This is a genomic window from Rossellomorea oryzaecorticis (assembly GCF_038405515.1).
Lineage (GTDB): Bacteria > Bacillota > Bacilli > Bacillales > Bacillaceae_B > Rossellomorea > Rossellomorea oryzaecorticis_A.
On sequence record NZ_JBBYAF010000006.1, the window covers coordinates 52,154 to 78,034 of the forward strand.

The 25,881-nt window shown below is 46.6% G+C and carries 21 protein-coding genes; 1 reads left to right on the plus strand and 20 read right to left on the minus strand.

Annotated elements, in window-relative coordinates; genetic code table 11:
- Positions 1-168: 168 nt before the first annotated feature.
- The 3 genes from AAEO50_RS04680 to AAEO50_RS04690 form a co-directional block, all read right to left on the minus strand.
- Complete coding sequence (locus AAEO50_RS04680; RefSeq protein ID WP_341980990.1) at positions 169-1,299, minus strand: DEAD/DEAH box helicase; 1,131 nt, start codon at positions 1,297-1,299, stop codon at positions 169-171.
- A 38-nt stretch (positions 1,300-1,337) separates the two neighbouring features.
- Complete coding sequence (locus AAEO50_RS04685; RefSeq protein WP_341980992.1) at positions 1,338-2,639, minus strand: ATP-binding protein; 1,302 nt, start codon at positions 2,637-2,639, stop codon at positions 1,338-1,340.
- Between the two features lie 78 nt (positions 2,640-2,717).
- The gene (locus AAEO50_RS04690) at positions 2,718-3,908 is read right to left on the minus strand and encodes a sodium:proton antiporter (protein WP_341980994.1); all 1,191 of its coding nucleotides are present in this window, start codon (positions 3,906-3,908) and stop codon (positions 2,718-2,720) included.
- Positions 3,909-4,245: 337 nt separating this feature from the next.
- On the opposite strand from AAEO50_RS04690, the gene AAEO50_RS04695 reads away from it, so the two are divergent.
- Entirely contained in the window at positions 4,246-4,551 is a 306-nt protein-coding gene (locus AAEO50_RS04695) for an AbrB/MazE/SpoVT family DNA-binding domain-containing protein (RefSeq protein ID WP_341980996.1), read from the plus strand.
- A gap of 25 nt (positions 4,552-4,576) precedes the next feature.
- On the opposite strand, the gene thrB is transcribed toward AAEO50_RS04695, so the two are convergent.
- The 17 genes from thrB to hisC form a co-directional block, all read right to left on the minus strand.
- Positions 4,577-5,521 (minus strand): homoserine kinase, encoded by a 945-nt coding sequence (gene thrB / locus AAEO50_RS04700; protein WP_341980999.1) that lies wholly within the window; start codon positions 5,519-5,521, stop codon positions 4,577-4,579.
- The gene (gene thrC / locus AAEO50_RS04705) at positions 5,518-6,579 is read right to left on the minus strand and encodes a threonine synthase (RefSeq protein WP_341981001.1); all 1,062 of its coding nucleotides are present in this window, start codon (positions 6,577-6,579) and stop codon (positions 5,518-5,520) included. The genes thrB and thrC overlap by 4 nt, the downstream gene beginning before the upstream one ends.
- Positions 6,576-7,874: a homoserine dehydrogenase gene (locus tag AAEO50_RS04710; RefSeq protein ID WP_341981003.1), complete on the minus strand. Its 1,299-nt coding sequence runs from the start codon at positions 7,872-7,874 to the stop codon at positions 6,576-6,578. The genes thrC and AAEO50_RS04710 overlap by 4 nt, the downstream gene beginning before the upstream one ends.
- A gap of 574 nt (positions 7,875-8,448) precedes the next feature.
- Positions 8,449-9,432, minus strand: coding sequence for a threonine ammonia-lyase (gene ilvA / locus AAEO50_RS04715; RefSeq protein WP_341981006.1), 984 nt, complete (start codon positions 9,430-9,432; stop codon positions 8,449-8,451).
- The gene (leuD, locus tag AAEO50_RS04720; protein ID WP_341981008.1) at positions 9,432-10,037 is read right to left on the minus strand and encodes a 3-isopropylmalate dehydratase small subunit; all 606 of its coding nucleotides are present in this window, start codon (positions 10,035-10,037) and stop codon (positions 9,432-9,434) included. The genes ilvA and leuD overlap by 1 nt, the downstream gene beginning before the upstream one ends.
- Before the next feature lie 12 nt (positions 10,038-10,049).
- Positions 10,050-11,465: a 3-isopropylmalate dehydratase large subunit gene (gene leuC / locus AAEO50_RS04725; RefSeq protein WP_341981009.1), complete on the minus strand. Its 1,416-nt coding sequence runs from the start codon at positions 11,463-11,465 to the stop codon at positions 10,050-10,052.
- Positions 11,466-11,789: 324 nt separating this feature from the next.
- Positions 11,790-12,902 (minus strand): 3-isopropylmalate dehydrogenase, encoded by a 1,113-nt coding sequence (gene leuB, locus AAEO50_RS04730; RefSeq protein WP_341981011.1) that lies wholly within the window; start codon positions 12,900-12,902, stop codon positions 11,790-11,792.
- A 242-nt stretch (positions 12,903-13,144) separates the two neighbouring features.
- Entirely contained in the window at positions 13,145-14,698 is a 1,554-nt protein-coding gene (locus AAEO50_RS04735) for a 2-isopropylmalate synthase (protein ID WP_341981013.1), read from the minus strand.
- Positions 14,685-15,719, minus strand: a complete 1,035-nt coding sequence (gene ilvC / locus AAEO50_RS04740; protein ID WP_341981015.1) for a ketol-acid reductoisomerase — start codon at positions 15,717-15,719, stop codon at positions 14,685-14,687. Before ilvC ends, AAEO50_RS04735 begins: the two co-directional genes overlap by 14 nt.
- Before the next feature lie 55 nt (positions 15,720-15,774).
- Positions 15,775-16,296, minus strand: coding sequence for an acetolactate synthase small subunit (ilvN, locus tag AAEO50_RS04745; RefSeq protein ID WP_032085549.1), 522 nt, complete (start codon positions 16,294-16,296; stop codon positions 15,775-15,777).
- Complete coding sequence (gene ilvB / locus AAEO50_RS04750; RefSeq protein ID WP_341981029.1) at positions 16,293-18,014, minus strand: acetolactate synthase large subunit; 1,722 nt, start codon at positions 18,012-18,014, stop codon at positions 16,293-16,295. The genes ilvN and ilvB overlap by 4 nt, the downstream gene beginning before the upstream one ends.
- A gap of 387 nt (positions 18,015-18,401) precedes the next feature.
- Positions 18,402-20,069: a dihydroxy-acid dehydratase gene (ilvD, locus tag AAEO50_RS04755; RefSeq protein ID WP_341981031.1), complete on the minus strand. Its 1,668-nt coding sequence runs from the start codon at positions 20,067-20,069 to the stop codon at positions 18,402-18,404.
- Between the two features lie 15 nt (positions 20,070-20,084).
- Positions 20,085-20,984 carry a branched-chain-amino-acid transaminase gene (gene ilvE, locus AAEO50_RS04760; RefSeq protein WP_341981032.1) on the minus strand — a complete coding sequence of 300 codons (900 nt, stop codon included), beginning with the start codon at positions 20,982-20,984 and terminating at the stop codon, positions 20,085-20,087.
- An 881-nt stretch (positions 20,985-21,865) separates the two neighbouring features.
- Positions 21,866-23,011, minus strand: coding sequence for a homogentisate 1,2-dioxygenase (locus AAEO50_RS04765; RefSeq protein ID WP_341981034.1), 1,146 nt, complete (start codon positions 23,009-23,011; stop codon positions 21,866-21,868).
- Positions 22,959-23,942 carry a fumarylacetoacetate hydrolase family protein gene (locus AAEO50_RS04770; protein WP_341981036.1) on the minus strand — a complete coding sequence of 328 codons (984 nt, stop codon included), beginning with the start codon at positions 23,940-23,942 and terminating at the stop codon, positions 22,959-22,961. The genes AAEO50_RS04765 and AAEO50_RS04770 overlap by 53 nt, the downstream gene beginning before the upstream one ends.
- 6 nt (positions 23,943-23,948) lie before the next feature.
- Positions 23,949-24,560: a flavin reductase family protein gene (locus tag AAEO50_RS04775; RefSeq protein ID WP_341981038.1), complete on the minus strand. Its 612-nt coding sequence runs from the start codon at positions 24,558-24,560 to the stop codon at positions 23,949-23,951.
- Entirely contained in the window at positions 24,561-25,670 is a 1,110-nt protein-coding gene (hisC, locus tag AAEO50_RS04780) for a histidinol-phosphate transaminase (RefSeq protein ID WP_341981041.1), read from the minus strand.
- Positions 25,671-25,881: the final 211 nt, after the last annotated feature.

Consider the following 25,881-nt stretch of genomic DNA (forward strand, 5'->3'; position numbering starts at 1 on the left):
GCTGATAATCTTGCCGGTATCATCGATATACTAGCCGTCCAGCTATTAATCTAGCCGAAAATAGAAATAATCTTGCCAAAACCCATCATAATTTTGCCGATTAACATTAATCACCAAACAAAGGCCCGTCCCTTGATGCTTTAAAGCATCGAGGGACGGGCCTTCGGCTTATTCGCGGGAATCTTTCAATCCGCCGCCGTGAATGGTTTTTTCATGGAATGGGAGGTTGAGTTCTTTGCTCAGCTTCTCAAGGAAGCTTTGTTCACGTTTGGAAACAAGTGATATGACTGTTCCTTCTGCTCCCATGCGTCCTGTTCTTCCTGAACGGTGGATGTATTGCTTGGTATCTGTCGGGAAGTCAAAGTGAATGACGTGGGTAACGTCGGTAATGTCCAGTCCGCGTGCTGCCACGTCAGTCGTGAGAAGCATTGGTACCTTGCCTGCACGGAAGCGGTCCAGCGATTGTTTTCGTTCCATTTTATTGGACTCTCCTGCAAGCACCTCAAGTTCCACACCTTTATACTTAAGTTTTTCTTCAGCTTCCGAAAGCTTTTCGAGCTGGTTGAAGAAAACAAGTGCCTTGATGTTCTTAAAATAGGAGATGCTTCTTAATGCTTCGATCTTGTCGCGAAGTTCGGTGTACACGAAAGTGTGGTCGACTTTCGGATTATCAAGATTGACATCCATCTTCACGATTTCATGGTTCTGAAGCAGGTCGGCTGCCACTTCCTCCGTGCGGTCAGAGAGAGTCGCTGAGAAGAACAGGACCTGACGTTCTTTAAGAGTTGCTTTAATGATGTCCTTGACTTCGCGAATATGTTCCGCCCCTACCATTAAATCAAACTCATCGACGACGATCGTTTTGACTTCATGCATTTTGAGCTTCTTCAGCTTCATCAGTTCAATTAAACGGCCTGTTGTTCCCACAACGATGTGAGGTTTTTTCTTTAATTTTTCTACTTGCTTCTTGATGTTTGCCCCGCCGATAAATGCTACACTTGTAACGTCGCTTCCTTTGGCCCATTTTTGAATTTCCTGATGGATTTGCATCACCAGTTCGCGTGATGGTGCCAGGATGACTGCTTGTGCCTGCTTGCGCTTCGGATCGATTCCTTGAATGATCGGCAGTAAATACGCTAATGTTTTCCCAGTTCCAGTCGGTGATTCGCATACCACATCTTTTCCGTCAAGAATGAGAGGAAGCACACGCTCCTGTACAGGAGTTAATGCAGTGAAATTCGATTCCTCCCAGTTTTTTTGTAAAAATGGTGCTTGAACCATTGTAGAGATTGAATTCATTTTATTATTTCCTTTCCCTTTCGGCATAAGCCGGGAGATTATTTTTCTTCTATTAAAGGTAGGGATATTTCCACGACGGTGCCTTTTTGTTTTTCACTATGAAAGACAATCTTCCCTTGATGTTTTTCGATGATTTTCTTACAGATGGCCAGTCCCAGCCCCGTGCCTTTCTCTTTCGTTGAATAGAACGGTTCGCCGATTGTCTCTATTCTTTCGGGATCCATGCCGATTCCGTTATCGGCTACAATCACTAGAGCCTCGCCGTCTTGTCTATTCAGAGAAATGGATACCTTCCCGTTTTGACCATGAGGAATGGCTTCAACGGCATTTTTAATGATATTGATACATACTTGTTTCAATTGGTTTGCTTCAGCCATTACATAAAGCGGATCAATTTCATATGGTTTATAGTGTATCGAAACATTGTCAATGTTCGCCTGTGCTTCCATTAACACGATTACTTGCCGGAGGATTGAACCGATGTTTTCAGGCTGATAATGCAAGTCTTGCTGCTTCCCTAAAATCAACATTTCACCCGATATTAAATCAATCCGTTCAACCTCGGAGTGCATGATATCCAGATGGTCATGATTCACACTGCCGGTCGCTTGCATCAGCTGGATGAAACCTTTCAAGGAGGTGAGTGGATTCCGGATTTCATGAGCCACCGCTGCAGCAAGCTGTCCGATCACGGACATTTTTTCTGAAGCGATCATCATTTCTTCATTTTTCCTGAACTGGGTAATATCTCTTGCAATAACGAAGACCCCGGTCACTTCTTCGCTTATAATGATTGGAATAAAAGAACATCGGAGTATTTTACTATTTTTACCCGCCAGATGAATGCTTGTTTCAAACATGGATCCCCTTCCGGTCAGCGTTTGAATAAAATGCTCTGTAACTGTCTTTACATCATCTTCACTCAGGAACTCTCCTAGATTAATGTCTTCCAGTTCTTTATACGAGGCTTCGAGAAGAGACTCCGCTTCAGGGTTGACAGCCATGATCTTCCCCTGTAAATCCAGCTCAAATACACCGTCAGGATTATGTTTGAACAATGAATGGTAATGCTCATGCTGAATGTATAATTGCCTTTCTTTCCTTTTTAACTGCTCATTGGATTCTATTACATCTTTTGTTCTCCGGAATACCAGCAGATAAAGGATGACCCCAGTGACAAAAATAAAGAACCAGCCTTTGAAACGCTGAAAGTAGATATACAGATTAAGCTTTTCATGCGCAAGGATCACTGAAAAATAGTCTGACAGAATAACCCACAGAGTACCGAGCAGGACATAAGAGAGAGCCACCCTCAGGGCGATCTCTTTGGCTTTTTTCATATGAAGTGATTCACCTAAATTCACTATAGTCTTACTTCTATACTTTCACAAATCCTGCCAATTTATCAGTATGACCCCTTAACTTTTTCCAGAAAAAAGCTTTTTCGACAGCGGATAAATAGCCAGGCTTTGAAGAATCAGAGAAAACATGATGACACCGAACGAGATGGATTGAATTGATTCTGCTCCTTTTCCCTGCATTCCAAGAAGCAGGGCCACCGACACGGTCCCTTTGATTCCGGACCAGGTCAGGATGAAAACTTCTTTCCAACCGTAAGCTTTTCTCCACGTTTTTCTTATTTTTACAACACCAATTATAATAACATAGCGGACCACTAAGGAAATGATAAATAATAAGAAAACCCATCCCAATAGGGAAAAAGAAATGTAGTCGATTGCTTTTATTCCAATCAACAGGAATAAAAGTGATAAAATGGTCGGTTCAATGACTTCCCAGAATCCATCAAGATGTTTCCTGAAATGCTTTTCTTTTATGGCCCGTCCATATTCATATGAAAGCATGATGCCGCTTGCCACCGTGGCTAATACACCGGAGACCCCGATTTCTTCACCAATGAAGAAGCTCCCATAAGCCAGGATGATACTCAGCATGATTTGATAGCGCGAATCCGAAGTCAGGTGAATCAACTTGCTGATTCCCCATCCTAGAATGATACCCGTCAATCCTCCGCCGAATGATACCCACAAGAATTCTCCAGTAAAAGATGCAAGTGAAAATGAGCCTTCTCCAAAATAAATCCCTGCAGCAACCGTAAATAATACGATGCTTGTCCCATCGTTAATCATCGATTCCCCTTCCACGACATCTGCAATAGTTTCTCTATTCGTCGATTGCTTTAATATGGAGACCACTGAAACCGGATCAGTCGGCGTCAATATGGTTGAAATCAGCAGAGCCTCCATATAAGAAATAGAGAGAACAGGCTTTAAGGAATAATAAAATAATAAGCTCATTAATAGTGCTGTAAGGACAATGCCGACCGTACTTAAAATCGATATCTCTCCACCGTGCTTTTTCAAAGCCTTCACAGGATATTGATAGGCCGATATAAATAAAAGGGCAGGCAGGAACCAATGAAAGATTGTTTCCTTGGTCAGTTCCACATCTGCAAACATCGGGACAAAGCCAAGACCAATTCCGATGACCAGCAGCACAACGGGAACGGGAATGTTCTTTTTCTTTTTGTCAATTGTATATACACTGTATCCGATTATGAGAAGGATCAGAAGGTTGATTGGTCCGATCATCCGCACCTCCAGGCGCACACGTTTTTATTTGTGTATTCCCTGTTCACCTTATGAAATAACTACTCTGCCTTATTTCCTATTTTTACAAGATTGCGTTTAGCCTCCAATTAACGGGTTAATAAGAAACTATTATGCAGAAAGCTCTTTTCGTAAACTTTGTTGCTTTACCCATTAGAAAATACCGGAACTTGGGTATTTTCTAGTGTTTATACCTAGTTTTGTTTAAGCTTGAATTCGAAAAGAGCACGTGTGCACACTCCTTCAGTCTTCTTCAAAATGAACGAAAAGCAACAATCTTTTAGAAAAGAGCTATTCAGAAAGAAGGTGTTTCGTTATTTTGAGCCAACTGTATGAAAACAAAACCTTCAGTAACAGCGGAATGATCACTTTGCCTAAAAAGTGGAGGCAGCGTTTCGGACTCATCCCCGGCAGAATGGCAGAGCTCATTTATCAAAACGATTCCATCTATATAAAAGCCGCTCGTAAGCACTCAACCAATAACAAACGCTACATCTCTGAGAAAGGGACCGTCCACATCCCAAAAGAACTGCGCGAAGAAATGGGCATCACCCCGCAAGACCCTTACAACCTTCACATCAACGAAGAACACAACTGTTTCATCTTAACCTGTAAAGACCACTAAAAACGAAGACCCGCCCTTCGTCGCGTTAAAGCGATGAGGGACGGGCCTTCGATTGGTCTGCTTCCTTAAGTTCCACTTTACTGCCGGTTGTACTGATCGAGAGTTTGCGGACGTCCATGGTCGGGAATGATTGCTGAAGCTGCCTGAGAAGCCATTCTCCCGCTTCCTTTTCAACAAAGCAGGCGATGGTCGGGCCTGCTCCGCTGAGTGCCACTCCGAATGCGCCGAATCTACCGGCGACTTCCTCGACGGCCTGGTAGTGGGGGAGCAGTTTCTTCCGGTAAGGCTGATGATAGCGGTCCTGTTTCATCATCTTCCCTGCCAACTCCCAATCTTGTGTGATGAATGCCGCCACCAGTACATTCGATACCGCGCCTGCAAGAACGGACTCCTGAAAGTGTACCTCGCGAGGCAGTACATCCCGTGATTCCGACGTCTTTAATTCCGTCTTCGGAATCACCGTCACCACTTCAATCGGGAATTGGGACAGGGGCAAAAGCTTCACCCCGGCTTCCGTCTGACAGCTCACGACAAATCCTCCGTATAACGAGGCACCGACATTATCCGGGTGGCCTTCATACTTTGTCGCCATCTCGAGCTTCTCCTGTGAGGACAAATTCAGTCCGCAAGACACATCCGCCAGCTCAATGCCTGCAACCACTGCCGCAGCGCTCGACCCTAAACCTCTTGTTAGCGGAATATCACTGCTTACAAATAAATGGCATGGCCGAAGCTTTTTCCCGTAAGCGTCTGCGACTCCTTTCGCAACCTCAACGATAAAATGCGTTTCATCAGCAGGAAATTCCTGAAGCTCTGGTGAGTGTGCCGTTACATGCCAGGAATCCGACTCCTCTGCTTCCACTGTCAAATATAGATCAAGCGCCAAGCCAAGCGAATCAAACCCTGCTCCTAAATTGGCGGTACTTGCCGGGACGGTTATCTTCCATGAACGGGCCTCCCGCTTCTTCATACTCCAATCGTCCCTTTAATATAATCCTTCACCTTTTCTTTATCATTCGGAAGCTTGACCGGCTGCACTGGACTGTACTCCATCGCCGTTACAGGATCCTTCAGGCCATTGCCTGTCAGAACCGCCACTACCTTGGTGCCTTTTTCAAGCACCCCTTTATCAAGGCTTTTCTTCACTCCGGCTATCGATGCGCAAGAAGCAGGTTCAGCAAAAATCCCTTCCTTCTTTGCGAGCAGTCTGTATGCATCGAGAATTTCCTCATCAGTCACTTCATCGATATGGCCGTTCGATTCTTTCAGGGCATCCACTGCATAATCCCAGCTTGCCGGATTACCGATCCTGATTGCAGTCGCAATCGTTTCTGGCTGTGGAAACACCCGGTTGTGAACAAGTGCCGCAGCCCCCGATGCTTCAAAGCCGAACATTCGCGGCAGACTCGAATGTTCCCGCTGGCTGTATTCCTTGAAGCCTTTCCAGTAAGCTGAAATATTCCCTGCATTCCCCACTGGTATTGCCAGAACATCTGGTGCTTCTCCCAAGCCTTCAATCACTTCAAACGCCGCGGTCTTCTGACCCTCCAGACGATATGGATTCACTGAGTTTACGAGAGTCATAGACTCTGTCTTACTTAGTTCCCGGACGATTTCAAGTGCTTCATCAAAATTGCCATCGATCGAGATGATCTCTGCTCCATACATGACAGCCTGTGCAAGTTTTCCTTGTGCGATTTTCCCTTCAGGAATGACGACGATGCATTTGATGCCTGCCCTTGCTGCATAGGCAGCAGCAGAAGCGGAAGTGTTGCCCGTCGACGCACAAATCACCGTAGTGCTTCCGTCTTCGATCGCCTTGGCAACTGCGAGCACCATGCCCCGGTCCTTGAAAGAGCCTGTCGGATTAGCTCCTTCAACCTTGGCATACAGCTCGATTCCCCATTCATCTGACAGAGTCTTCAATTCGATCAATGGAGTATTTCCTTCATTCAGGCTTAAAAGGGGTGTTTCATTCGTGAGGGGAAGAAACTCCCCATACTGTTCTATCAGGCCTTTCCATCTCATCCTTTCTCTCCTCCTTCCACGCGGTAAGAGCTTTCGATCGAATGAATCGCATGATAGTCCTTCAGTTCCATCAGGATATCTTCATAATGATCAAGCGACGCTTTATGAGTGACAAGGACGATTTCAGAATACCCAGCTCCATTTAATGGATTTTGTAGGATTTTCTCAAAGCTAACCCCATGATTAGAAAAAATTGATGTCAGCTTCGCCAGCACCCCGATTTCATCCTGGACATGAAGGCGTAAAAAGTATTGAGACGAGATTTCTTCGCGTTCCTTTAATTTTTTTGGAAACTGAGGATTTACGGCGCTCTTCCCATTCACGCCCAGTCTCATATTCTTCATGATACCGACCATATCTGAAACGACGGCCGTAGCTGTAGGAAGGCTTCCGGCACCCGGACCGTAAAACATCGTTTCACCGACTGCCTCGCCGTATACATAAACTGCATTGTACTCGTCATTTACGGAAGAAAGCGGGTGGTCATTCAACAATAATGTCGGCTCCACACTCACTTCAACCTTTTCTCCTTCGCGGTGTGCGTACCCGATAAGCTTCATTGTATAACCGAATTGCTCGGCATATTCAATGTCATCTGCCGTCACTTCGGTGATTCCCTTTACCTTCACATCTGCGAGATCGACATTCATCGAAAAGCCTAATGTTGACATGATCGCCATCTTTCTCGCCGCATCGAGCCCGCCTACATCCGCTGTGGGATCCGCTTCCGCAAACCCTAAGTCCTGCGCCTCTTTTAGTACATCCTCAAAGGATCGTCCTTCTTTCGTCATCTTCGTAAGGATGAAGTTGGTCGTTCCATTGACGATTCCCATCATTTTTGTGATACGGTCGGATGCAAGCCCGTCTACTAAACTTCTTAAAATCGGGATACCGCCTGCCACACTTGCTTCGTAAAATAAATCACATTCATTTGCGGAAGCAGCCTTCAACAGCTCCGGTCCGTGAACAGCCATCAGATCTTTGTTTGCCGTCACGACATGCTTCTTATTATTCAACGCTTGGAGGAGATGCTCCTTCGTTGCTTCGATTCCCCCCATTACTTCGACCACAATATCAATTTCAGGGTCGGTCAGGACGTCTTCTGGATGCAAGGTCAATACCCCATCCCCGATTGTAAGTCCTCTATCTTTCTCCAAGTCCTGAACAAGGGCTTTTTTCACTTTCACAGGACAGCCGATTTGATGCGACAGTTTATCCTGATGATTCTCGATGATCTTCACTACTCCGGCTCCCACTGTTCCGAGTCCCAAAAGTCCGATTGATATTGATTCCATAAGTCGAAAACCTCCAATTGTTTATTTCTGGTGTACATTTGTGTTTATATAGAGGACATTATAGTAGAAATAATTTCCTATTACAATACCTAATTTCGTATTTTCTGAATGTAAGAGCTTTCTTTGTTGGTAGATTGGGAATAAAAAATGTCCTGTTGAATACCGCTTTTGATTTCCGTGGAAGACTTCGCTTTCCGCGGGTGACCCGTGAGCCTCCTCGTCGCTGCGCTCCTGCGGGTTAGAAATGCGGAAGGGCTTTGCTCAGAGGCTTGTGGCATAAGGCGAATCGGCCACGAAGGCGTTCTTTGCCTTCTTGGCCGATTTGACTTATGACATGTGCCTCTAAGCCCCGCAGCTGGACATGTCTCACATTGGCCACTTCTCCCGCAGGAGTCTTCGTCTTCCACTCCAATCAAAAGCTGGATAGGTTACTATAAACGATTATCTAAACATAACCATTCCCGTTCGTACTAAGGACCTTCTCCATTCAATGAAACAACTCCATCTTAAAAATCCCCATTTTAATAACAGAGGACCGCCCCTGGTCTCATCGAAGATCAGGAGCCGTCCTTCTTTATCCGATATAATGAAGCTGACGTACCATTTTGGATAGATCACGGTAGACAGGGATTTTGCTTGGGTCGGCATTGCCCCCGGAGATGACACATCCGACTTTCTTGCCGTGCACCTTCACTTTATGGCACATGGCAGCCGCGAGTGATGCAGCACCTGCCCCTTCGACCAGTGTCTTTTCCCTCTGCAGCATGAACATCATCGCATACGCGATTTCTTCATCGGTCACGGTGACCATATCGTCCACGTATTTGCGGATGATCGGGAAGGTCAGTTCACCCGGCTTCTTGACAAGGATGCCATCTGCGATTGTATGCACATGATTGAGTGATCCTTTGTTTTTGCCTGTAAAAAAATTATAGGTTGCCGGCGCTCCGAGTGCCTGCACTCCGATAATGTTCACCTTTGGATTAAAGGATTTAACTGCAAGTGCCATGCCGGCAAGCAGCCCTCCGCCTCCGACAGGGACGAGGATCGTGTCCAGGTCGCTGAGCTGCTGAAGCATTTCAAGCGCGACGGTTCCCTGCCCCGCCATCACTTTCGGGTCATCAAATGCATGAACGAATGTCGAGCCTTTTTCCTTCATTTCTCCGACTGCAGCACTATAAGCTTCTTGATAGGTTTCTCCTTTTAATACGATGTTCGCTCCGTAATGCTTTGTCGCCTCCACTTTTGCAGAAGGCGTCCGCTTCGGCATAAAGATTTTCGAAGCTGCCTGACGCTGGGATGCTGCAAGTGCTACTCCCTGGGCGTGATTGCCTGCAGAGGCGCAGATGATGCCTCTCGCAGCTTCCTCCTCGGACAATGACATCACCTTATTCATTGCCCCTCTTACCTTAAAAGAGCCGGTCCGCTGCATATTTTCCATTTTCATAAAAATGTTTCCACCCGTGAACGCGTTCAATGTGGAGGATTGTTTCAACGGTGTCCGATGCACTTGACCACAGATTCTTTCCATCGCTTCTACAACTTCAGCACTATTCATTAAATTCCCAAGACACTCACCTCATTTTGTTTTTCGTATTGCTCGATTTTTTCACCATAATGCATTGTCAGATCTATTTCATCGAGTCCTTCCATCAGCATCGTTTTCCAATATGGATCTACCTCGAAGGGTGCAATGAGCCCTTCAGAATCACAAAGCATCTGAGACTCCAGTGAAACCTCAATTTTGTAGACGTCTGCCTTTCGTTCATTTTTAAATAGGGCATCAACTGTATCTTCAGTCAATGAAATCGGCAGTATCCCGTTTTTCAAGCAGTTATTATAAAAAATATCCGCAAAACTTTTGGCGATGATCACCTTGAATCCAAAGTCCTGAAGTGACCACGGGGCATGCTCCCTTGATGAACCGCATCCGAAATTTTTACCCCCGAGAAGGATTTCCGAGTCATTATATTTAGGAGTATCCAGTTGAAAATCTTCTCTCAGAGTTTTTCCATCGTCTTCGAAACGCCAGTGATAAAATAGGTACTGACCGAATCCTTTGCGCTCAATTCTTTTTAAAAATTGCTTCGGAATGATTTGATCTGTATCGACATTGTCGCGGTGAAGAGGGAATACCTTTCCCTCCAAATGATTGATTGCCATGTAGCCACCTCCTTAGGATACTGTCGCTGCTTTTAGTTTTCTTACGTCTGTCAGCTTTCCGGTAACCGCAGCTGCAGCGGCCATCGCAGGGCTGAGAAGATGAGTCCGCGATCCGTTGCCCTGGCGTCCTTCAAAATTCCGGTTCGAAGTGGATGCACAGCGTTTTCCTGGAGGAACAATATCATCATTCATCGCAAGGCACATGCTGCATCCTGCCTCTCTCCATTCAAACCCTGCTTCTTTAAAAATGTCGTGAAGCCCTTCTGCTTCAGCCGCTTGTTTGACCTTGAACGAACCCGGGACGACCAGCGCGGTTACTTCCGCCTTCACCTTATGGCCTTTTACCACTTCGGCTGCCGCTCTCAAATCACTCAATCTTGAGTTCGTGCATGAACCGATGAATACATAATCGACTTCGATGTCTTCAATCGGCATTCCGGCTTCGAGCCCCATATAGCGGAGCGCTCTCTCCGTACCTTCTTGGTCAGAGGGGTCCGCGAAATCCCCCGGGTGAGGGACTGAGTTTGAGATGCCTGCTCCCATTCCGGGATTCGTTCCCCATGTCACATGAGGTTCGATGTCTTCCCCCTTGATGGTGAGGTGGTCATCATATACAGCATCGATATCGCTTTGAAGTGCTCTCCATTCAGTTTTAAGTTCTTCAAACGATTTGTTTTTAGGAAGATGCTGCCTGCCTTCAAGATACTCGAACGTCACCTCATCAGGAGAGATCAATCCGGCCTTTGCTCCTGCCTCGATACTCATATTGCAGACCGTCATCCGTTCTTCCATTGTGAGGTTCCGGATGACGTCCCCGGTGAACTCTATGACATAACCAGTACCGAATCCGACTCCGTATGCGGAAATGATGTGGAGGATGACATCTTTTGCCGATACTCCGAATCCAAGTTCGCCGGTCACTTCCACCTGCAGTGTTTTCGGTTTGGACTGCCAAAGGGTCTGGGTGGCCATTACATGCTCCACTTCACTCGTTCCGATACCAAAAGCGAGGGCGCCGAACGCTCCGTGAGTCGATGTATGGCTGTCGCCGCAAACGATGGTTTTACCCGGCTGCGTGAGACCCAGCTCCGGCCCGATGACATGAACGATTCCCTGATCCGGATGATGGATGTCAGACAGTTCCACATTGAACTCTTTGCAATTTTTCTTCAGTGTATCCATTTGAAGTTTTGCAATCTCATCCCGGACGATATGCCGTTCCCGAGTCGGAACATTATGATCCATCGTCGCATAGGTCAAATCCGGCCTTCTAACCTTTCTACCCTTGAGACGAAGTCCCTCAAAGGCTTGGGGAGATGTAACCTCATGTACAAGGTGCAAATCGATATACAGTAAATCCGGCTTTCCCTTTTCTTCTTGTACCACATGTTTCTTCCATATCTTTTCAATGATATTCTTCCCTGCCATGATCTCCCTCCTGGTTTGGTAATTTTCTATATTGGAGCTACCGGATTGATTAGCTGTTCATTTAAGGGGCAGCTCCAAGTTTGTCGGTTTTAGTTAAAAGGATGATTTTGCGTAATTGTTTTGATTTAAAAAGAAGCTTTCAGTCTTATTAACTCTCATTTTTGTACTGGCAAATTGAACTCGAATTGGCGTTTCACTATGAAGCTCTGAATATATGTGCGAAATATTCGATATATGTGCGAAATCCTGAATATATGTGCGAACTACCGATTTCCCGACGCAAAACGCATTATTTCGACACGTACCATGTCGACGCCTCCATTCTTACAAGTAAGCCGCCAAGATCGAGCTTAACGCATGATCCGCTTCAAGGCGTTCCACCACAAGCTGGCTCATCGCCCCTGTTCCGACAACGGTTCCGCGGCCCACCGTCCACAGGTCACCTGTGCGGTAGCCGGCGTTCAATACTTCCTGCACTCCCATTTCGATCATTTCTGCTTCTTCTTTCAGTCCGAAAGAGTGACGAAGCATCATTGCAACCGATAGAATCATAGCAAGCGGATTGGCTTTTCCTTTACCGGCGATGTCTGGAGCCGAGCCGTGCACCGGCTCATAGAGTCCGAACGAGTCTTCTCTTAAACTGGCAGAAGGCAGCATTCCCAGAGAACCTGTAATCATGGAAGCCTCATCGCTCAGGATATCCCCGAACATATTCTCGGTTACCAGTACATCAAATTGCTTCGGCTGATACATCAGCTTCATGGCCGCTACGTCGACAAGCATGTGCTCGACTTCCACATCCGGATATTCGACCGCCACTTCATTCACGACTTCACGCCACATTCGGCTCGTTTCCAACACATTGGCCTTGTCAACGGACGTTAACTTTTTCTTTCGTTTCTGAGCCAGGACAAACGCTTTACGGACGATCCGTTCGATTTCGCTTCGTTCGTACACCAGGGTATCGACTGCTACCTCATCGTTTTTCCCCTGGCGGCCTGATGGCTGACCGAAATATAAGCCTCCCGTCAACTCACGGACGATCACTAAATCGACGTCTTCAACCATTTCTCTTTTCAACGGAGAAGCATTCAGTAAGCTTTCAAATGCTTTTATCGGTCTTAAATTTGCAAACAGATTAAACTCTTTACGGATGGAAAGAAGTCCTTTTTCAGGGCGCTGCTCTTTTGGCAGGTCCTCCCACTTCGGGCCGCCGACTGCACCTAGCAGCACGGCGTCACTATCCCTGCAAAGCTTGACTGTTTCAGGAGGTAATGGTGTACCGAACCGGTCGACTGCTGCTCCGCCGATGTAGCCTTTCTCCACCTCGAACTCATGGCCGAACCAATCACCCACCGCTTTCAGTACTTCTAATGCACCATCCATAATCTCTTGACCGATACCGTCTCCAGGCAAAACTGCGATTTTTTTCTTCATTAGAACTACCTCCTGTTTTTATAAAATCTGTTACAACACCGCTGTTGATTTCCGTGCAAGACTTCGCTTTCCGCGGGTGACCCGTGAGCCTCCTCGGCTTCGCCTCCGGGGTCTCACATGGCCACTTCTCCCGCAGGAGTCTTCGTCTTGCACTCCAACCAACAGCTAGATTTTCCCATCACCATTTCTTTGAATAAAGCACCCGCCCGGTGACAGGCGCCTCCCTTTATTTTTTTAAAAAACTATACTCCAGCCTTCACAGCCACTTTCTCTTTCATCGTCGCTTTCTGCTGCAGCAATCTGTTCACTGCGTTCAGGTAAGCACGGGCAGATGCTTCGAGGACATCTTGGGCGGTGCCGCGGCCGCTTGTGTTATCTCCGTCATATTCGAGGCGGACGTAAACTTCAGCAAGGGCATCACGGCCTCCGCCGACTGAGTTGATTTTGTAGTCAAGAAGCTTGGATGGCGATGGAAGCATAGATTCGATCGTATTGTAGATGGCTTCCACGCTTCCCGATCCTGTTGAAGCGAGCTGCTTCAGATCTCCATTTTCATCGCGGAGCTCGATGGTTGCGGTCGGGATATTATCCATGCCGTATTGAACCTGCATCCTCTCCAGATTGAAGCCGGTACCCTCTCCGATTTCGGTTTGCTTGTTCGTCAGGATGCTGAACAGGTCGTCATCGACAATTTCTTTCTTTTTATCCGCTAAATCTTTAAATGTATCGAATGCTTCTTTCAGCTTCTCTTCATTGAGATCGAAACCAAGTTCAAGTGCTTTGTTTTTAAAAGCATGACGTCCTGAATGCTTTCCTAGGACGAGTCTTGTGGAGTTTACGCCGATGAGTTCTGGTGTAATGATTTCATACGTCGTTTTCTCTTTCAGCATGCCGTCCTGATGGATTCCGGATTCATGGGCGAATGCGTTGTTTCCGACAACCGCTTTGTTAGCGGGGACCCTCATTCCAGTCAGCTTGCTGACGAGTGCGCTCGTTTTCTTGATTTCATCCAGTTTCAGACGGGTGGACGCTCCATAGAAATCTTCGCGGATCCGAAGGGCGACCGCCACTTCTTCAAGTGCTGCATTTCCAGCCCGTTCCCCGATCCCATTGATTGTTCCTTCAATTTGATCGGCTCCATTTTCGATGGCAGCGAGAGAGTTGGCTGTCGCCATTCCAAGGTCATCATGGCAGTGGGCGGACAGCTTCACTCCGTCAATATTCGGGACGTTTTCCCTTACGAACCGGAACATTTCACCGTATTTCTGAGGCGTCATATATCCGACCGTATCTGGAAGGTTGATGACCGAAGCTCCTGCTTCGATCACCCTTTCCATGATTTTCACAAGAAAGTTCAAGTCCGTTCTGCCTGCATCTTCAGCTGACCACTGAACGACAGGGAAGAGTTTCTTTGCGTATTTCACGGTCTCCACTGCTTTTTCAATCACCTGATCCGGTGTCATTTTCAACTTGTGCGTCATATGGATCGGGGATGTGGCGATAAAGACGTGGAGTCTCGGCTCGGCAGTTGTTTTGAGTGATTCCCAAACCGCATCGATATCACGGATGCTTGCTCTCGCCAATCCGGTTACGGAAATGTTTTTAACCGTTTCACCAATCCGTTTCACTGCATCGAAGTCGCCTTTTGAAGCTGCAGGAAACCCAGCTTCAATGACATCGACCCCGAGCCTTTCGAGCTGCTTAGCCACTTCTATTTTTTCAACTGTGTTCAGATTTACACCGGCCGATTGTTCTCCGTCTCGAAGCGTTGTGTCAAAAATATCAATGGTTCGCACTCGCTACCACTTCCTTCTCTTTTTTAGAGGTTTTCGGCTGTACAAATGGCATCATTTTGCGAAGCTCTTTCCCTACCACTTCGATTTCATGCTTGCTTTCACGCTGATTGATGGCATTGAACTCCGGACGGTTTGCCTGATTTTCCAGGATCCATCCTTTTGCAAATTTTCCTGTTTGAATGTCTGACAGGACTTCCTTCATTCGGGCTTTCGTTTCTTCGTTCACAACACGCGGGCCGGATACGAAATCTCCCCATTGTGCAGTATCCGATATCGAGTAGCGCATGCCTTCGAGTCCTTGTTCGTACATTAAATCAACGATCAGTTTCAGTTCATGCAGACATTCAAAATATGCAACTTCTTTTTGGTAGCCGGCTTCCACGAGCGTTTCGAATCCTGCTTTCACTAAGGATGTCAGTCCCCCGCATAATACCGCCTGTTCTCCGAAAAGATCGGTTTCTGTTTCTTCCTGGAATGAAGTCTCAAGGATACCGGCACGACCTGCCCCGACTCCTTTTGCGTAGGCAAGTGCGACTTCACGGGCCTGACCTGATACGTCCTGGTAAACTCCGAATAGTGCAGGTACACCTGCTCCTTCTTCAAATGTTCTGCGTACCAGGTGTCCAGGACCTTTAGGGGCAACAAGGAATACATCGACGTCTTCTGGCGGAACAACCTGGCTGAAGTGGATGTTAAATCCGTGAGCGAATGCTAAAGCCTTTCCGGCTGACAGTGCTGGCTTGATCTCTGCTTCATACACCTTAGGCTGATGTTCATCCGGAAGAAGGACCATGATCACATCTGCCTGTTCACAAGCTTCGCGGACAGAATAGACGTCCAATCCGTCTTCTACCGCCTGGTCCCATGACTTTCCTTTTCTTAGTCCGACTACTACATCAAATCCGCTTTCCTTCAAGTTCTGTGCATGGGCATGACCTTGGGAACCGTATCCTACAACAGCTACCTTCTTTCCTTTTAAAACCTCTTCATTCACATCTCCGTTATAATAAACCTTTACCATTTCGCTCATCCTCTCCACTTTTTTATAAAATTTTCGCCGTTTAGCGATGTTTCCGTTAATTTACGATTGAGTACTGTTTCAATTCCGTGACCGGTTTGCCATTGCCTCGTGCAAAGGCGGTGATGCCGGTGCGGGCGATTTCTTTGATTCCGTATGGTCTTAATAGATCGATGATGGCTTCGATCTTGGAGGTTTCACCTGTTACCTGGACTGTCACGCTGTCCCTGGCTACATCGATGATCGAAGCTCTGAATGGTTCGACGATGCCGTTGATTTCTGACCTTGTCTGTCCAGTGCTCAACACTTTGATCAGTGCCAGCTCACGTGCGACGACTCCTTGGTCGGTGATGTCTGTTACCTTCAGCACATCGATTTGTTTATGAAGCTGTTTCATCAGCTGTTCAATTTTCCTATCGTCTTCCACGTTGACGACGAAGGTCATTCTTGAGATGCCTTCCACCTCCGTATATCCGACGGAGATGCTTTCGATGTTGAACTGGCGCTTTGTAAATAGTCCCGTTACCCGGTTCAGTACACCACTCCGGTTATGAACGAGAGCCGTTACAATCCGTTTCATGGTTTCACCCCTAACATTTCGTGTAGTCCTTTTCCTGGAGCGACCATCGGGTATACATTTTCCTTGGGATTCACCAGGCAGTCGATGAGAACCGGTTCATCACTCGTTAAAGCTTCTTTTAAAACTGTGTCCGCTTCTTCCTGGGTTTTCACTTGATACCCTTTGATGCCATAGGATTCAGCCAGTTTTACGAAATCAGGCTGCTGGGAGAATAGTGACTGAGAATATCTCTCTTCATAGAAGGTTTCCTGCCACTGTCTCACCATCCCAAGTGTGCTGTTGTTCAGCATCACCACTTTTACCGGCAGGTTGAGCTCTTTCAAAAGAATCAGCTCCTGCAGGGTCATCTGGAAACCGCCGTCTCCTACAAAGGCAACCACTTTACTGGATGGATTCGCAAGCTGTGCTCCTATCGCTGCCGGAAAACCGAAGCCCATTGTGCCGAGACCTCCCGAAGTCACCCAGTTGTTCGGCTTTTTAAAGGAATAATACTGTGCCGCCCACATTTGATGCTGTCCTACGTCAGTAGTGACAATGGCTTCTCCATTCGTCATTTCGTAGACCTGTTCGATGAGAAGCTGAGGAGACAACACGTCATTTGTCTTGCTGTACCAGTAAGGATTTTCAAGCTTATTAGCCTGCAGGTGGCGGTGCCACTCTTCTGTATCCCCTCTAACCGCTTCATGCTCAAGAATTTTTTTCAGCGCTTCCTTTGAATCAGCCACTATCGGAATATGAGTGGTGACGTTCTTTCCGATCTCGGCAGGGTCGATGTCGATATGGACCACTTTTGCCTTAGGAGCGAATGTCTTCAGGTTTCCGGTTAGACGGTCATCGAAACGTGCTCCGATATTGATTAAGAGATCACATTCATAGAGAGCCATATTACTTGCATAACACCCATGCATGCCAGCCATCCCCAGAAACAACGGGTGATCTGCCGGAAAGCCTCCCAGTCCTAAAAGGGTATGGACAACGGGAAGATCAAACTGTTCCGCTAAGTTTTTTAATTCTTCTGACGCTTTTCCGTGCAATACGCCTGCTCCGGCTAAGATAACCGGTTTCTTTGAAACTTTAATCGCATCCACCAGCTTCCTGATTTGAAGCGGATTTGGATGAAGATTAGGCTGATAGCCCGGCAGATCCATCTCTACGTCTTTTACCGGAGGGGCATCCAGTACCGTCAGATCCTTTGGAATATCCACAAGCACAGGGCCCGGCCTTCCTGTTGAAGCGATATGGAATGCTTCTTTCACAACCCTCGGCAGGTCTTTAATGTCGCGCACCTGATAATTATGCTTTGTAATCGGCATCGTAATTCCAACTACATCCGCCTCCTGAAATGCATCAGTCCCGATGACGCCTGAAGCGACCTGCCCTGTAAAAATAACGAGCGGCAATGAATCCATCATCGCATCAGCTATCCCGGTTACAAGATTGGTAGCACCCGGGCCTGATGTAGCAATGACTACGCCGGGTTTCCCCGAAACCCTGGCATATCCTTCAGCAGCGTGGATCGCCCCTTGTTCATGACGAGCGAGAACATGTTTGATGGGGGCTTTATATAGAGCATCATAGATCGGCAGGACGGCTCCACCAGGATATCCAAACAGAATATCAACTTTTTCCTCCCTTAACGCCTTCATGAGCATGTCAGCACCGTTGACTTTTTCTGCCTGGGGCTTCGAAACCGGTTCTGCCTCTAACTTAGCTCTCATTTTTGATCTCCTCCTTTTAATTGATTTCTGCAGCCGCTTGACTACGGTTATGTTCAGCCTATTCCAGTTAGTTTCCATATAAAAAAGCCTTTCCACCCACTACGACAGAATTTGATCTTTCGCAGGGGTGAAAAGGCTTTGTTCCTTTCCACGGTACCACCCTAGTTCAGAGACGGCCCGGGGCCATCTCCCTCAGCAGGCTGATTCTTAAAGAGCATCAGCCTTTGTTTTTGTAACGAGTAACAGCTACTCGATCGTTCCTACTGAATGAGTTTCAGAACGATACTCAGAGGGGATGTCGGCATCGGTTGTATTACTGGTTTGCAGCACCACCAGCTCTCTGGAAATACAAGTCCCGATCCTTTAACCTCTTCAACGCTTTAACGTTTATTCCGTTTTCAATATACCGCCTGTGCTTGCTGATGTGACAAGCTTTGCGTATCTTGCGAGATACCCTTTTCTGATTTTAGGAGGAGGCTGCACCCACTCCTGCTGCCTGAACTTGAACTCTTCTTCGGAGATCATTAACGAAATGGTCCGATTCGTCAGATCAATCATAATCGGGTCTCCGTTTTCAATGACTCCAATCGGTCCCCCTTCGGCTGCTTCCGGTGAGACATGACCAATTGAAATGCCCCGTGAAGCTCCAGAGAACCTGCCGTCTGTCATGAGTGCGACTTTCTTTTCAAGCCCTCTTCCTGCAATGGCTGCCGTAGGGGCAAGCATCTCAGGCATTCCCGGACCGCCTTTCGGACCTTCATAGCGGATGACCACGACATGACCTTCCTTCACTTCTCCGCTTTCGATGCCTGCAAGTGCATCATCCTGGGATTCATACACAATGGCTTCTCCCATGAAGGTTTTAATTGAAGGGTCGACGGCGCCAACTTTGATGACCCCTCCATTTGGAGCGATATTCCCGAAGAGGACGGATAATCCCCCGACTGGACTGTGCGCCTTATCTTTTCGTCTAATGACGTCATCATTTTTGATGTGAGCCTCTTTTACATTTTCATAAAGAGATTTTCCTGTAACGGTAATCCTGTCATTATGGACAGCACCCATCTCGCACAACTCTTTGATAATGGCGCTGACCCCGCCCGCATTATGGACATCCTGCATGGAGTAGTCGGATGCCGGGCTTATTTTAGATAAATATGGAACACGTTCTGCTACCTTATTGATCCGGTTAATGTCATAATCGATTTCTGCTTCGTTCGCGATGGCCAATGTATGAAGGACGGTATTCGTCGAGCCGCCCATCGCCATATCTAAAGCGAATGCATCATCAATTGTATCTTCCGTGATAATGTCACGCGGTTTAATATCTTTCTTGACCATTTCGACCAGATGCTTTGCCGCGTCCTTGATTAATTGATGGCGTTCTGCTGACGTTGCAACAATTGTCCCGTTTCCTGGAGGCGCCATTCCGAGCATTTCCATAAGGGAGTTCATCGAATTCGCCGTGAACATCCCTGAACATGACCCGCAGGTAGGACAGGCATTCTGTTCAATATCGAGAAGCTGTTCGGCAGTCATCCTTCCTGATTGGTGAGCCCCGACACCTTCAAAGACAGATACAAGTGATAATGGATCTCCTTCACTTGATACGCCCGCTTCCATCGGACCTCCCGATACAAATACGGAAGGGACATTCGTCCTGACTGATGCCATCAGCATGCCGGGCGTGATCTTGTCACAGTTCGGAATGTAAAAGACTCCGTCAAACCAATGGGCATTGATGACGGTTTCTGCAGAATCTGCAATCAGCTCACGGCTGGGTAATGAATACCTCATTCCGATATGCCCCATCGCGATTCCGTCGTCTACTCCGATTGTATTGAATTCGAATGGTATTCCACCTGCTTCCCGAATGGCTTCTTTCACTACTTGGGCAAAACCGTTCAGGTGCATATGGCCGGGAATAATATCGATGTAAGAGTTACAGACCCCGATAAATGGTTTCTCCATATCTTCAAGCTTAACCCCCGTCGCATAAAGTAAACTGCGGTGAGGGGCACGGTCGATTCCTTTTTTGATCATGTCACTGCGCACACTATCACCTCCAACTTATCCGACTTGAGCATTTTGTTTGTAAACTTTTCTTCCATCCTGCGTGACAGTGTTTCTGAATTCCTGCAATAATTGATTTGTATAAGATCCTGGTGTGCCGTCACCGATGACACGTCCGTCCACCTTGACGACCGCGATGACTTCGGCTGCTGTCCCCGTTAAGAATACTTCGTCTGCTGTATATACGTCGTGACGGGTAAACACGTCTTCTTTAATATTGAAGCCTAATTTCTCAGCAATCTCGATGATTGCATTCCGCGTGATTCCTTCTAAAGCTCCGACATACCCTGGAGGCGTGAGGATTTTTCCGTTTTTCACGATGAAGATATTATCGGCAGAGCCTTCCGCTACATAGCCTTGATCATTCATCATGAGCGCTTCACTTACACCTGCAAGATTGGCTTCGATTTTAACCAGAATATTGTTTAAGTAATTCAGTGATTTAACTTTCGGTGAAAGAACGTCGGCACGATTCCGGCGGCTTGCTACCGATACAATCTCGATTCCTGTTTCATATAACTTTTTCGGGAAAAGAGCTAACTGTTCAGCAATGACGATCAGCTGCGGCCTTTTACAGGAAAATGGATCCAGCCCCAAGTTACCTACACCGCGTGAAATGACTACTCTGATATAGGCATTTTCCAGCTGGTTTTTCTTCAAAGTGTCTACGATGATGTCGCACATCTCCTGTTTTGATACTTCGATATTGAGCATGATGGCTTTCGCTGAGTCATAAAGGCGATCAACATGTTCTTCGAGGCGGAATACATTCCCATCGTACATTCGAATCCCTTCGAACACTCCATCTCCATAAAGAAAACCATGGTCGTAAACAGATACGACTGCGTCTTCCTTTTTAACGTATTGACCGTCCAAATAGATCCATTGTTCGTTCATGTTAATCATTCCTTTCCCGGTTGAGTTTGTTTTTTTATAGATTAAGAGATATTTGCTTGTTTGCAGCTTTTTTGAATGCTGCATGGGAGCCTTTTTTTAGTAGCCTCGACTGTGTATTTGGAGCAGCCGATGACCGGTTTGTTCCGGCTCGAAAATTTATATTGAGGACAATATTACGCCCGTTTCCCAGGAAGGTCAACAGTATTTTTGTAAATTTTTTGACTATTTAGATTTATCAGATTTATGGTAACCGCTTACATCTTTGTCCTTATCATGTTTGTTTGAAATAATTTTTTTGGAATTTTTTTATTGAGTCATGATTCAGTTGTTTGGCGGGGGGTTTGGGGGATTCGACAGGTTTTGATGGTCAATTTTTTGCAGAAGGAAGTTGGGCCTATGAATAATGATTTAGGTGATTCTCAGTTCAGTAGATTAATTGATAATAAGGAATGAGTTGCGGACATTCAACACGCAATTGATTTCCGTGTAAGGCTTCGCTTTCCGCGGGTAGCCCGTGAGCCTCCTCGGCTTCGCCTCCGGGGTCTCACTTGTCCAGCTGCAGGGCTTAGAGGCACATGTCATAAGCCAAACCGACCAAGAAGGCAAAGAACGCCTTCGTGGCCGATTAGTCTTATGCCACCCGCCTCTTAGCAAAGCCCTTCCGCTTTTCTTATTAGCTACTCTTCCCGCAGGAGTCTTCGCCTTACACTCCAATCAACCGCTGGATTCATTCAAAACTTATATTTGACCTTGAACACAATAAGTTTAAATTAGGGGAGACATTTCAATAAAATCCCACCACTCACCCAACTCAAATTAAAATTTCTACAAATAAAAAACCAATCTAAAATGCTTCAACAGCACTTTAAATTGGTTTTTGGTTATGTCCAAGTAAACATATACTTCTCATCTTCGACATCTTTTGCTTTTTTGACGATTTTCAGTGGTTTGAAGGTGTCGATCATGACGGCGAGTTCGAGAGTTTCTTTTTTGCCGATGCTTGCTTCGGTTGTTCCCGGGTGCGGGCCGTGCGGGATACCGCTCGGGTGGAGTGTGATGGATCCTTCTTTGATTCCTTTACGGCTCATGAAGTTCCCTTCCACATAGTAGAGCAGCTCATCGCTGTTTACATTGCTGTGGTTGTAAGGGGCCGGGATTGCTTCCGGATGATAGTCATACAGTCTCGGCACGAATGAACACACCACATAATTATGCCCTTCGAAAGTCTGATGGACCGGCGGCGGCTGGTGGACACGCCCGGTGATCGGTTCGAAATCCTCGATGTTGAAGACCCAAGGGTATAAGTAGCCGTCCCAGCCGACCACATCAAGCGGATGATGATCCAGCACATGTGAATGCAGGGCGCCCCTTGATTTCAAAATGACTTCGAACTCTCCTTTTTCATCATGCGTTTCCAGTGTTTCCGGTCCTCTTAAATCACGTTCACAAAACGGACTATGCTCGAGCAGTTGGCCATATTCATTCCGGTAGCGGCGAGGCGTGGTGATCTGGCTGAAGGATTCCACAATCAGCATCTTTGTGTCTTCTTCAGGTACTACGCGGTAAATCGTACCGATCGGAATCACGACATAATCACCTTTTCCATACGTGATCGTGCCGAACATCGTTTCCACTTTTCCTTTTCCGAAATGGATATAGAGCATTTCATCTCCATCTCCGTTACGGTAAAAGCTTTTCATTTCTTTTGTGACAAAAGCAGTGCCGATCAAGAGGTCTGAGTTGCCAAGCAGGTATTCCCTGCTTTCAAGGGCATCGCCATTCTTTTCCACCCCGTCCGTCATGAAGTGACGGTGGCGCACCGCACCCTCTTCTTCAAATTGGGGCATATAGCTGCCAAGATATTCTGTTTTCGTGACGGCTGTCGGCAGATGGTGATGATAGAGAATCGATTGTGTTCCGGAGAACCCTTTCGTCCCCATCACCTGTTCCCGGAAAAGGGTGCCGTCGTCTTTCTTAAACATGGTGTGACGTTTGTGAGGGATTTCCCCCATTTTGCGGTAATACATGGTTTTCCTCCTCTCTTGTGCTCGCGACCTTGTTTCGCAGCACGCCAAGTCCTTCAATTTCCAATTCGACTTCATCCCCCGCCTGCAGCCAGCGGTGGGTTTCCGTACCGAGCTCCAGGATGCAGCCGGTCCCGACCGTCCCGGAACCAATGACTTCACCCGGATAAAGGGTAACGTCCTTAGAGGCCCTTTCGATCATATCTGCAAACGTATAAAATATATCTTTGTAATTTCCTTTAGAAAGAAGCTTGCCGTTCACTTTAGCGGTCATCATCAAATCAAACCGGTCCCCGGTCCGCTTGGCTTCCAATTCATCCTTTGACACTAAATACGGTCCGAAAGATGTAGCAAAATCCTTGCCTTTTGCAGGACCGAGACCGACCTTCATTTCATGCTTCTGAATGTCCCTTGCACTCCAGTCATTCATGATGAAGTATCCATAAATATGATCTTCGGCATCTCCCCTGGAGATGTTCCGTCCTTCTTTTCCGATCACACAGGCAATTTCCAGTTCGTAATCGAGCCATTCGCAGTCAGACGGCTTGAGGATTTCTTCATCAGGGCCTTTCACTGCAAGATGATTGGTGAAGTAGAAGACAGGAAAGTCATACCATTCCGGCACTACATCCAGACCCCTTTTTTTACGGGCAGTTTTGACATGCTCTTCAAATGCATAAAAGTCACGGATACTGACAGGTCTTGGTATGGGAGATTTCAGTGTGACTTCACTTAGAGGACGGACTCCTTTGTCACCCTTGGAAAAATGTCCGAGCTCCGCCATTTTCTCGAGCGCTTCTTCCCCTCTTCCAATCAGCGAAATCATATCCTTTGGAAATGTTCCTGCCGTTGCTTCATATAAATCTATTACCAAATCATTTTGTATCAGACCGGTTCTGACTTCATTTCCATTATGAAAGCTTACAAGTTTCATCTTTGCTCACCTTTTTCGAATCATTTCAAAAGCATCCGCAAGCGGCTTAGTATACGACTGGCCTGCCAGTCTTCCAACAGGTTTTAATTTCTTTGTATCGATTTTCCCGTCATAATAAAGCTCGTCATCAATTCTTACGCATCCAACTTTTCCAATGACAAGGCTTCCTGCACCAGGCTGATCACCGAAGTGTAGTACTTGATGCAGCGTGCATTCGAGCTGCACCTTGCTCTCTGCGACAGCCGGCGGCTTTACGCTGATTGATTCTTTCTTTGTTAAGCCTGTTTCCTCAAACTCATCTATCCCCCGATCAAATTCGATCGCACAGTTATTCATTTCTTCTGCAAACTCTTCACTTACAATATTGATGACAAATTCATTTGTCTCTTCAATATTTGAAAGAGTATCTTTTTTGCTGCCGTCTTTTCCTTTTCTCATCGGCGAGAAACAGACGAGCATCGGTTCTGCAGAAATGGCTGTAAAGAAACTGAAAGGGGCAAGATTCGCCCTTCCTTCTTCGTCTAAAGTGGAGACAAAGGCAATCGGCCGCGGCAAAATGCTGCCGACCATTAATTTATACGCATCCTGCCAAGGAAGGGTGTGTGGTTTGATATCCATTCACTCTCCTCCTTTCGCTTTTAAAATTTGTTCCAACGAAGAAACAAACAATTTATTGTCTTCCTCTGTACCGATGGTGACGCGCACGGTCGTTGGATATCCGAGCAGTGTCCCGGATCGGACGACGATCCCTTTTTTCACCAGTTCAGAAGACACAAGTTCACCGTTCAGCCCCGTGTCCACCATGATGAAGTTTGCCTGTGATGGAAAAAAGCTTACTCCCAATCGATGAAACTCTTTTTCTAAGTATTCACGGCCTTTTTGATTTTTATGGGTGCATTCGCGGATAAAGGATTGATCTTCAAGTGCAATGACGGCCGATCTCTGTGCGATCATGTTCACGTTGAATACATCTTTTACTTTTCTAAGCTGCTCGGTGATTTCTTCGTTCATTACACCGAAACCGACACGCAGTCCTGCGAGGCCGTATATCTTCGAAAAGGTTCTCAGGACAATCAAGTTATCAAACTGTGATAATAATGGCAGTGTTTCAAGATAATCATCGGTAGTGACGTATTCCATATACGCTTCGTCCACGACCACCAATATGTGCGACGGGATGCTTTCGATGAATTCCAGGAGCTCTTTCTTTCCGACGATGGTTCCTGTAGGATTGTTCGGATTGCAGACGAAGATGAGCTTTGTATTGGAAGTGATTGCTGCAGCCATAGCTTTCAGGTCATGCGTTCCGTCAACCAACGGAACGATCACAGGAGAACCTCCTTCGAGAAATACGTTCGTCTGATACCTAGGGAACGTCACATCCGCCATGATTGCTTCGTCCCCGCAGGTCAAGTATGCCCTTGTCAGCAGCCTGATGACCTCATCCGACCCGTTTCCGAATACCAGCTTTTCCTTTTCCACTCCCAGAAAAGCTGCTACTTTGTCCGAAAGCTCGATGGCAGCTCCGTCCGGGTAGAGAAAAAGATCTCCGTCATGTTCCCTGAACCATTTCTTCACATTCGGTGAGCAGCCATAAATGTTCTCATTTTCCGAGAGCTTTCGGATCGTGCTCAAACCGTGCTCCTTTTGCAGATCGGCTAATGTCTTCCCCAATACATAGGGAGCAATATGCGTCACCGCTTCTCTCGTTTTAAATTTAAGTGCCATACGTGATCCTCGCCTTCCTCATGGATGAAGGGGGCCGACCCGCTTCGAGTGAAAGATCCTTTCCTTGCTGAATATAGCCTTTAGCTTATATTCATAAGGTAATAGCTTTCCTCTTGACGGGTTAACCCCCTGACCGGTCCCTTTTGACCCCAATATCTCTCTATTCTCTTTATCTCTCTATTTTTTTATCTTTTTATCTCTCTCTATTTGT

Excerpts from the sequence above, each read along its gene's own strand:
- AAEO50_RS04680 (WP_341980990.1), bottom strand. The coding sequence starts at position 1,299 with ATGAATTCAATCTCTACAATGGTTCAAGCACCATTTTTACAAAAAAAC.
- AAEO50_RS04685 (WP_341980992.1), bottom strand. The coding sequence starts at position 2,639 with ATGAAAAAAGCCAAAGAGATCGCCCTGAGGGTGGCTCTCTCTTATGTC.
- AAEO50_RS04690 (WP_341980994.1), bottom strand. The coding sequence starts at position 3,908 with ATGATCGGACCAATCAACCTTCTGATCCTTCTCATAATCGGATACAGT.
- thrB (WP_341980999.1), bottom strand. The coding sequence starts at position 5,521 with ATGAAGAAGCGGGAGGCCCGTTCATGGAAGATAACCGTCCCGGCAAGT.
- thrC (WP_341981001.1), bottom strand. The coding sequence starts at position 6,579 with ATGAGATGGAAAGGCCTGATAGAACAGTATGGGGAGTTTCTTCCCCTC.
- AAEO50_RS04710 (WP_341981003.1), bottom strand. The coding sequence starts at position 7,874 with ATGGAATCAATATCAATCGGACTTTTGGGACTCGGAACAGTGGGAGCC.
- ilvA (WP_341981006.1), bottom strand. The coding sequence starts at position 9,432 with ATGAATAGTGCTGAAGTTGTAGAAGCGATGGAAAGAATCTGTGGTCAA.
- leuD (WP_341981008.1), bottom strand. The coding sequence starts at position 10,037 with ATGGCAATCAATCATTTGGAGGGAAAGGTATTCCCTCTTCACCGCGAC.
- leuC (WP_341981009.1), bottom strand. The coding sequence starts at position 11,465 with ATGGCAGGGAAGAATATCATTGAAAAGATATGGAAGAAACATGTGGTA.
- leuB (WP_341981011.1), bottom strand. The coding sequence starts at position 12,902 with ATGAAGAAAAAAATCGCAGTTTTGCCTGGAGACGGTATCGGTCAAGAG.
- ilvC (WP_341981015.1), bottom strand. The coding sequence starts at position 15,719 with ATGGTAAAGGTTTATTATAACGGAGATGTGAATGAAGAGGTTTTAAAA.
- ilvN (WP_032085549.1), bottom strand. The coding sequence starts at position 16,296 with ATGAAACGGATTGTAACGGCTCTCGTTCATAACCGGAGTGGTGTACTG.
- ilvB (WP_341981029.1), bottom strand. The coding sequence starts at position 18,014 with ATGAGAGCTAAGTTAGAGGCAGAACCGGTTTCGAAGCCCCAGGCAGAA.
- ilvE (WP_341981032.1), bottom strand. The coding sequence starts at position 20,984 with ATGAACGAACAATGGATCTATTTGGACGGTCAATACGTTAAAAAGGAA.
- AAEO50_RS04765 (WP_341981034.1), bottom strand. The coding sequence starts at position 23,011 with ATGTATTACCGCAAAATGGGGGAAATCCCTCACAAACGTCACACCATG.
- AAEO50_RS04770 (WP_341981036.1), bottom strand. The coding sequence starts at position 23,942 with ATGAAACTTGTAAGCTTTCATAATGGAAATGAAGTCAGAACCGGTCTG.
- AAEO50_RS04775 (WP_341981038.1), bottom strand. The coding sequence starts at position 24,560 with ATGGATATCAAACCACACACCCTTCCTTGGCAGGATGCGTATAAATTA.
- hisC (WP_341981041.1), bottom strand. The coding sequence starts at position 25,670 with ATGGCACTTAAATTTAAAACGAGAGAAGCGGTGACGCATATTGCTCCC.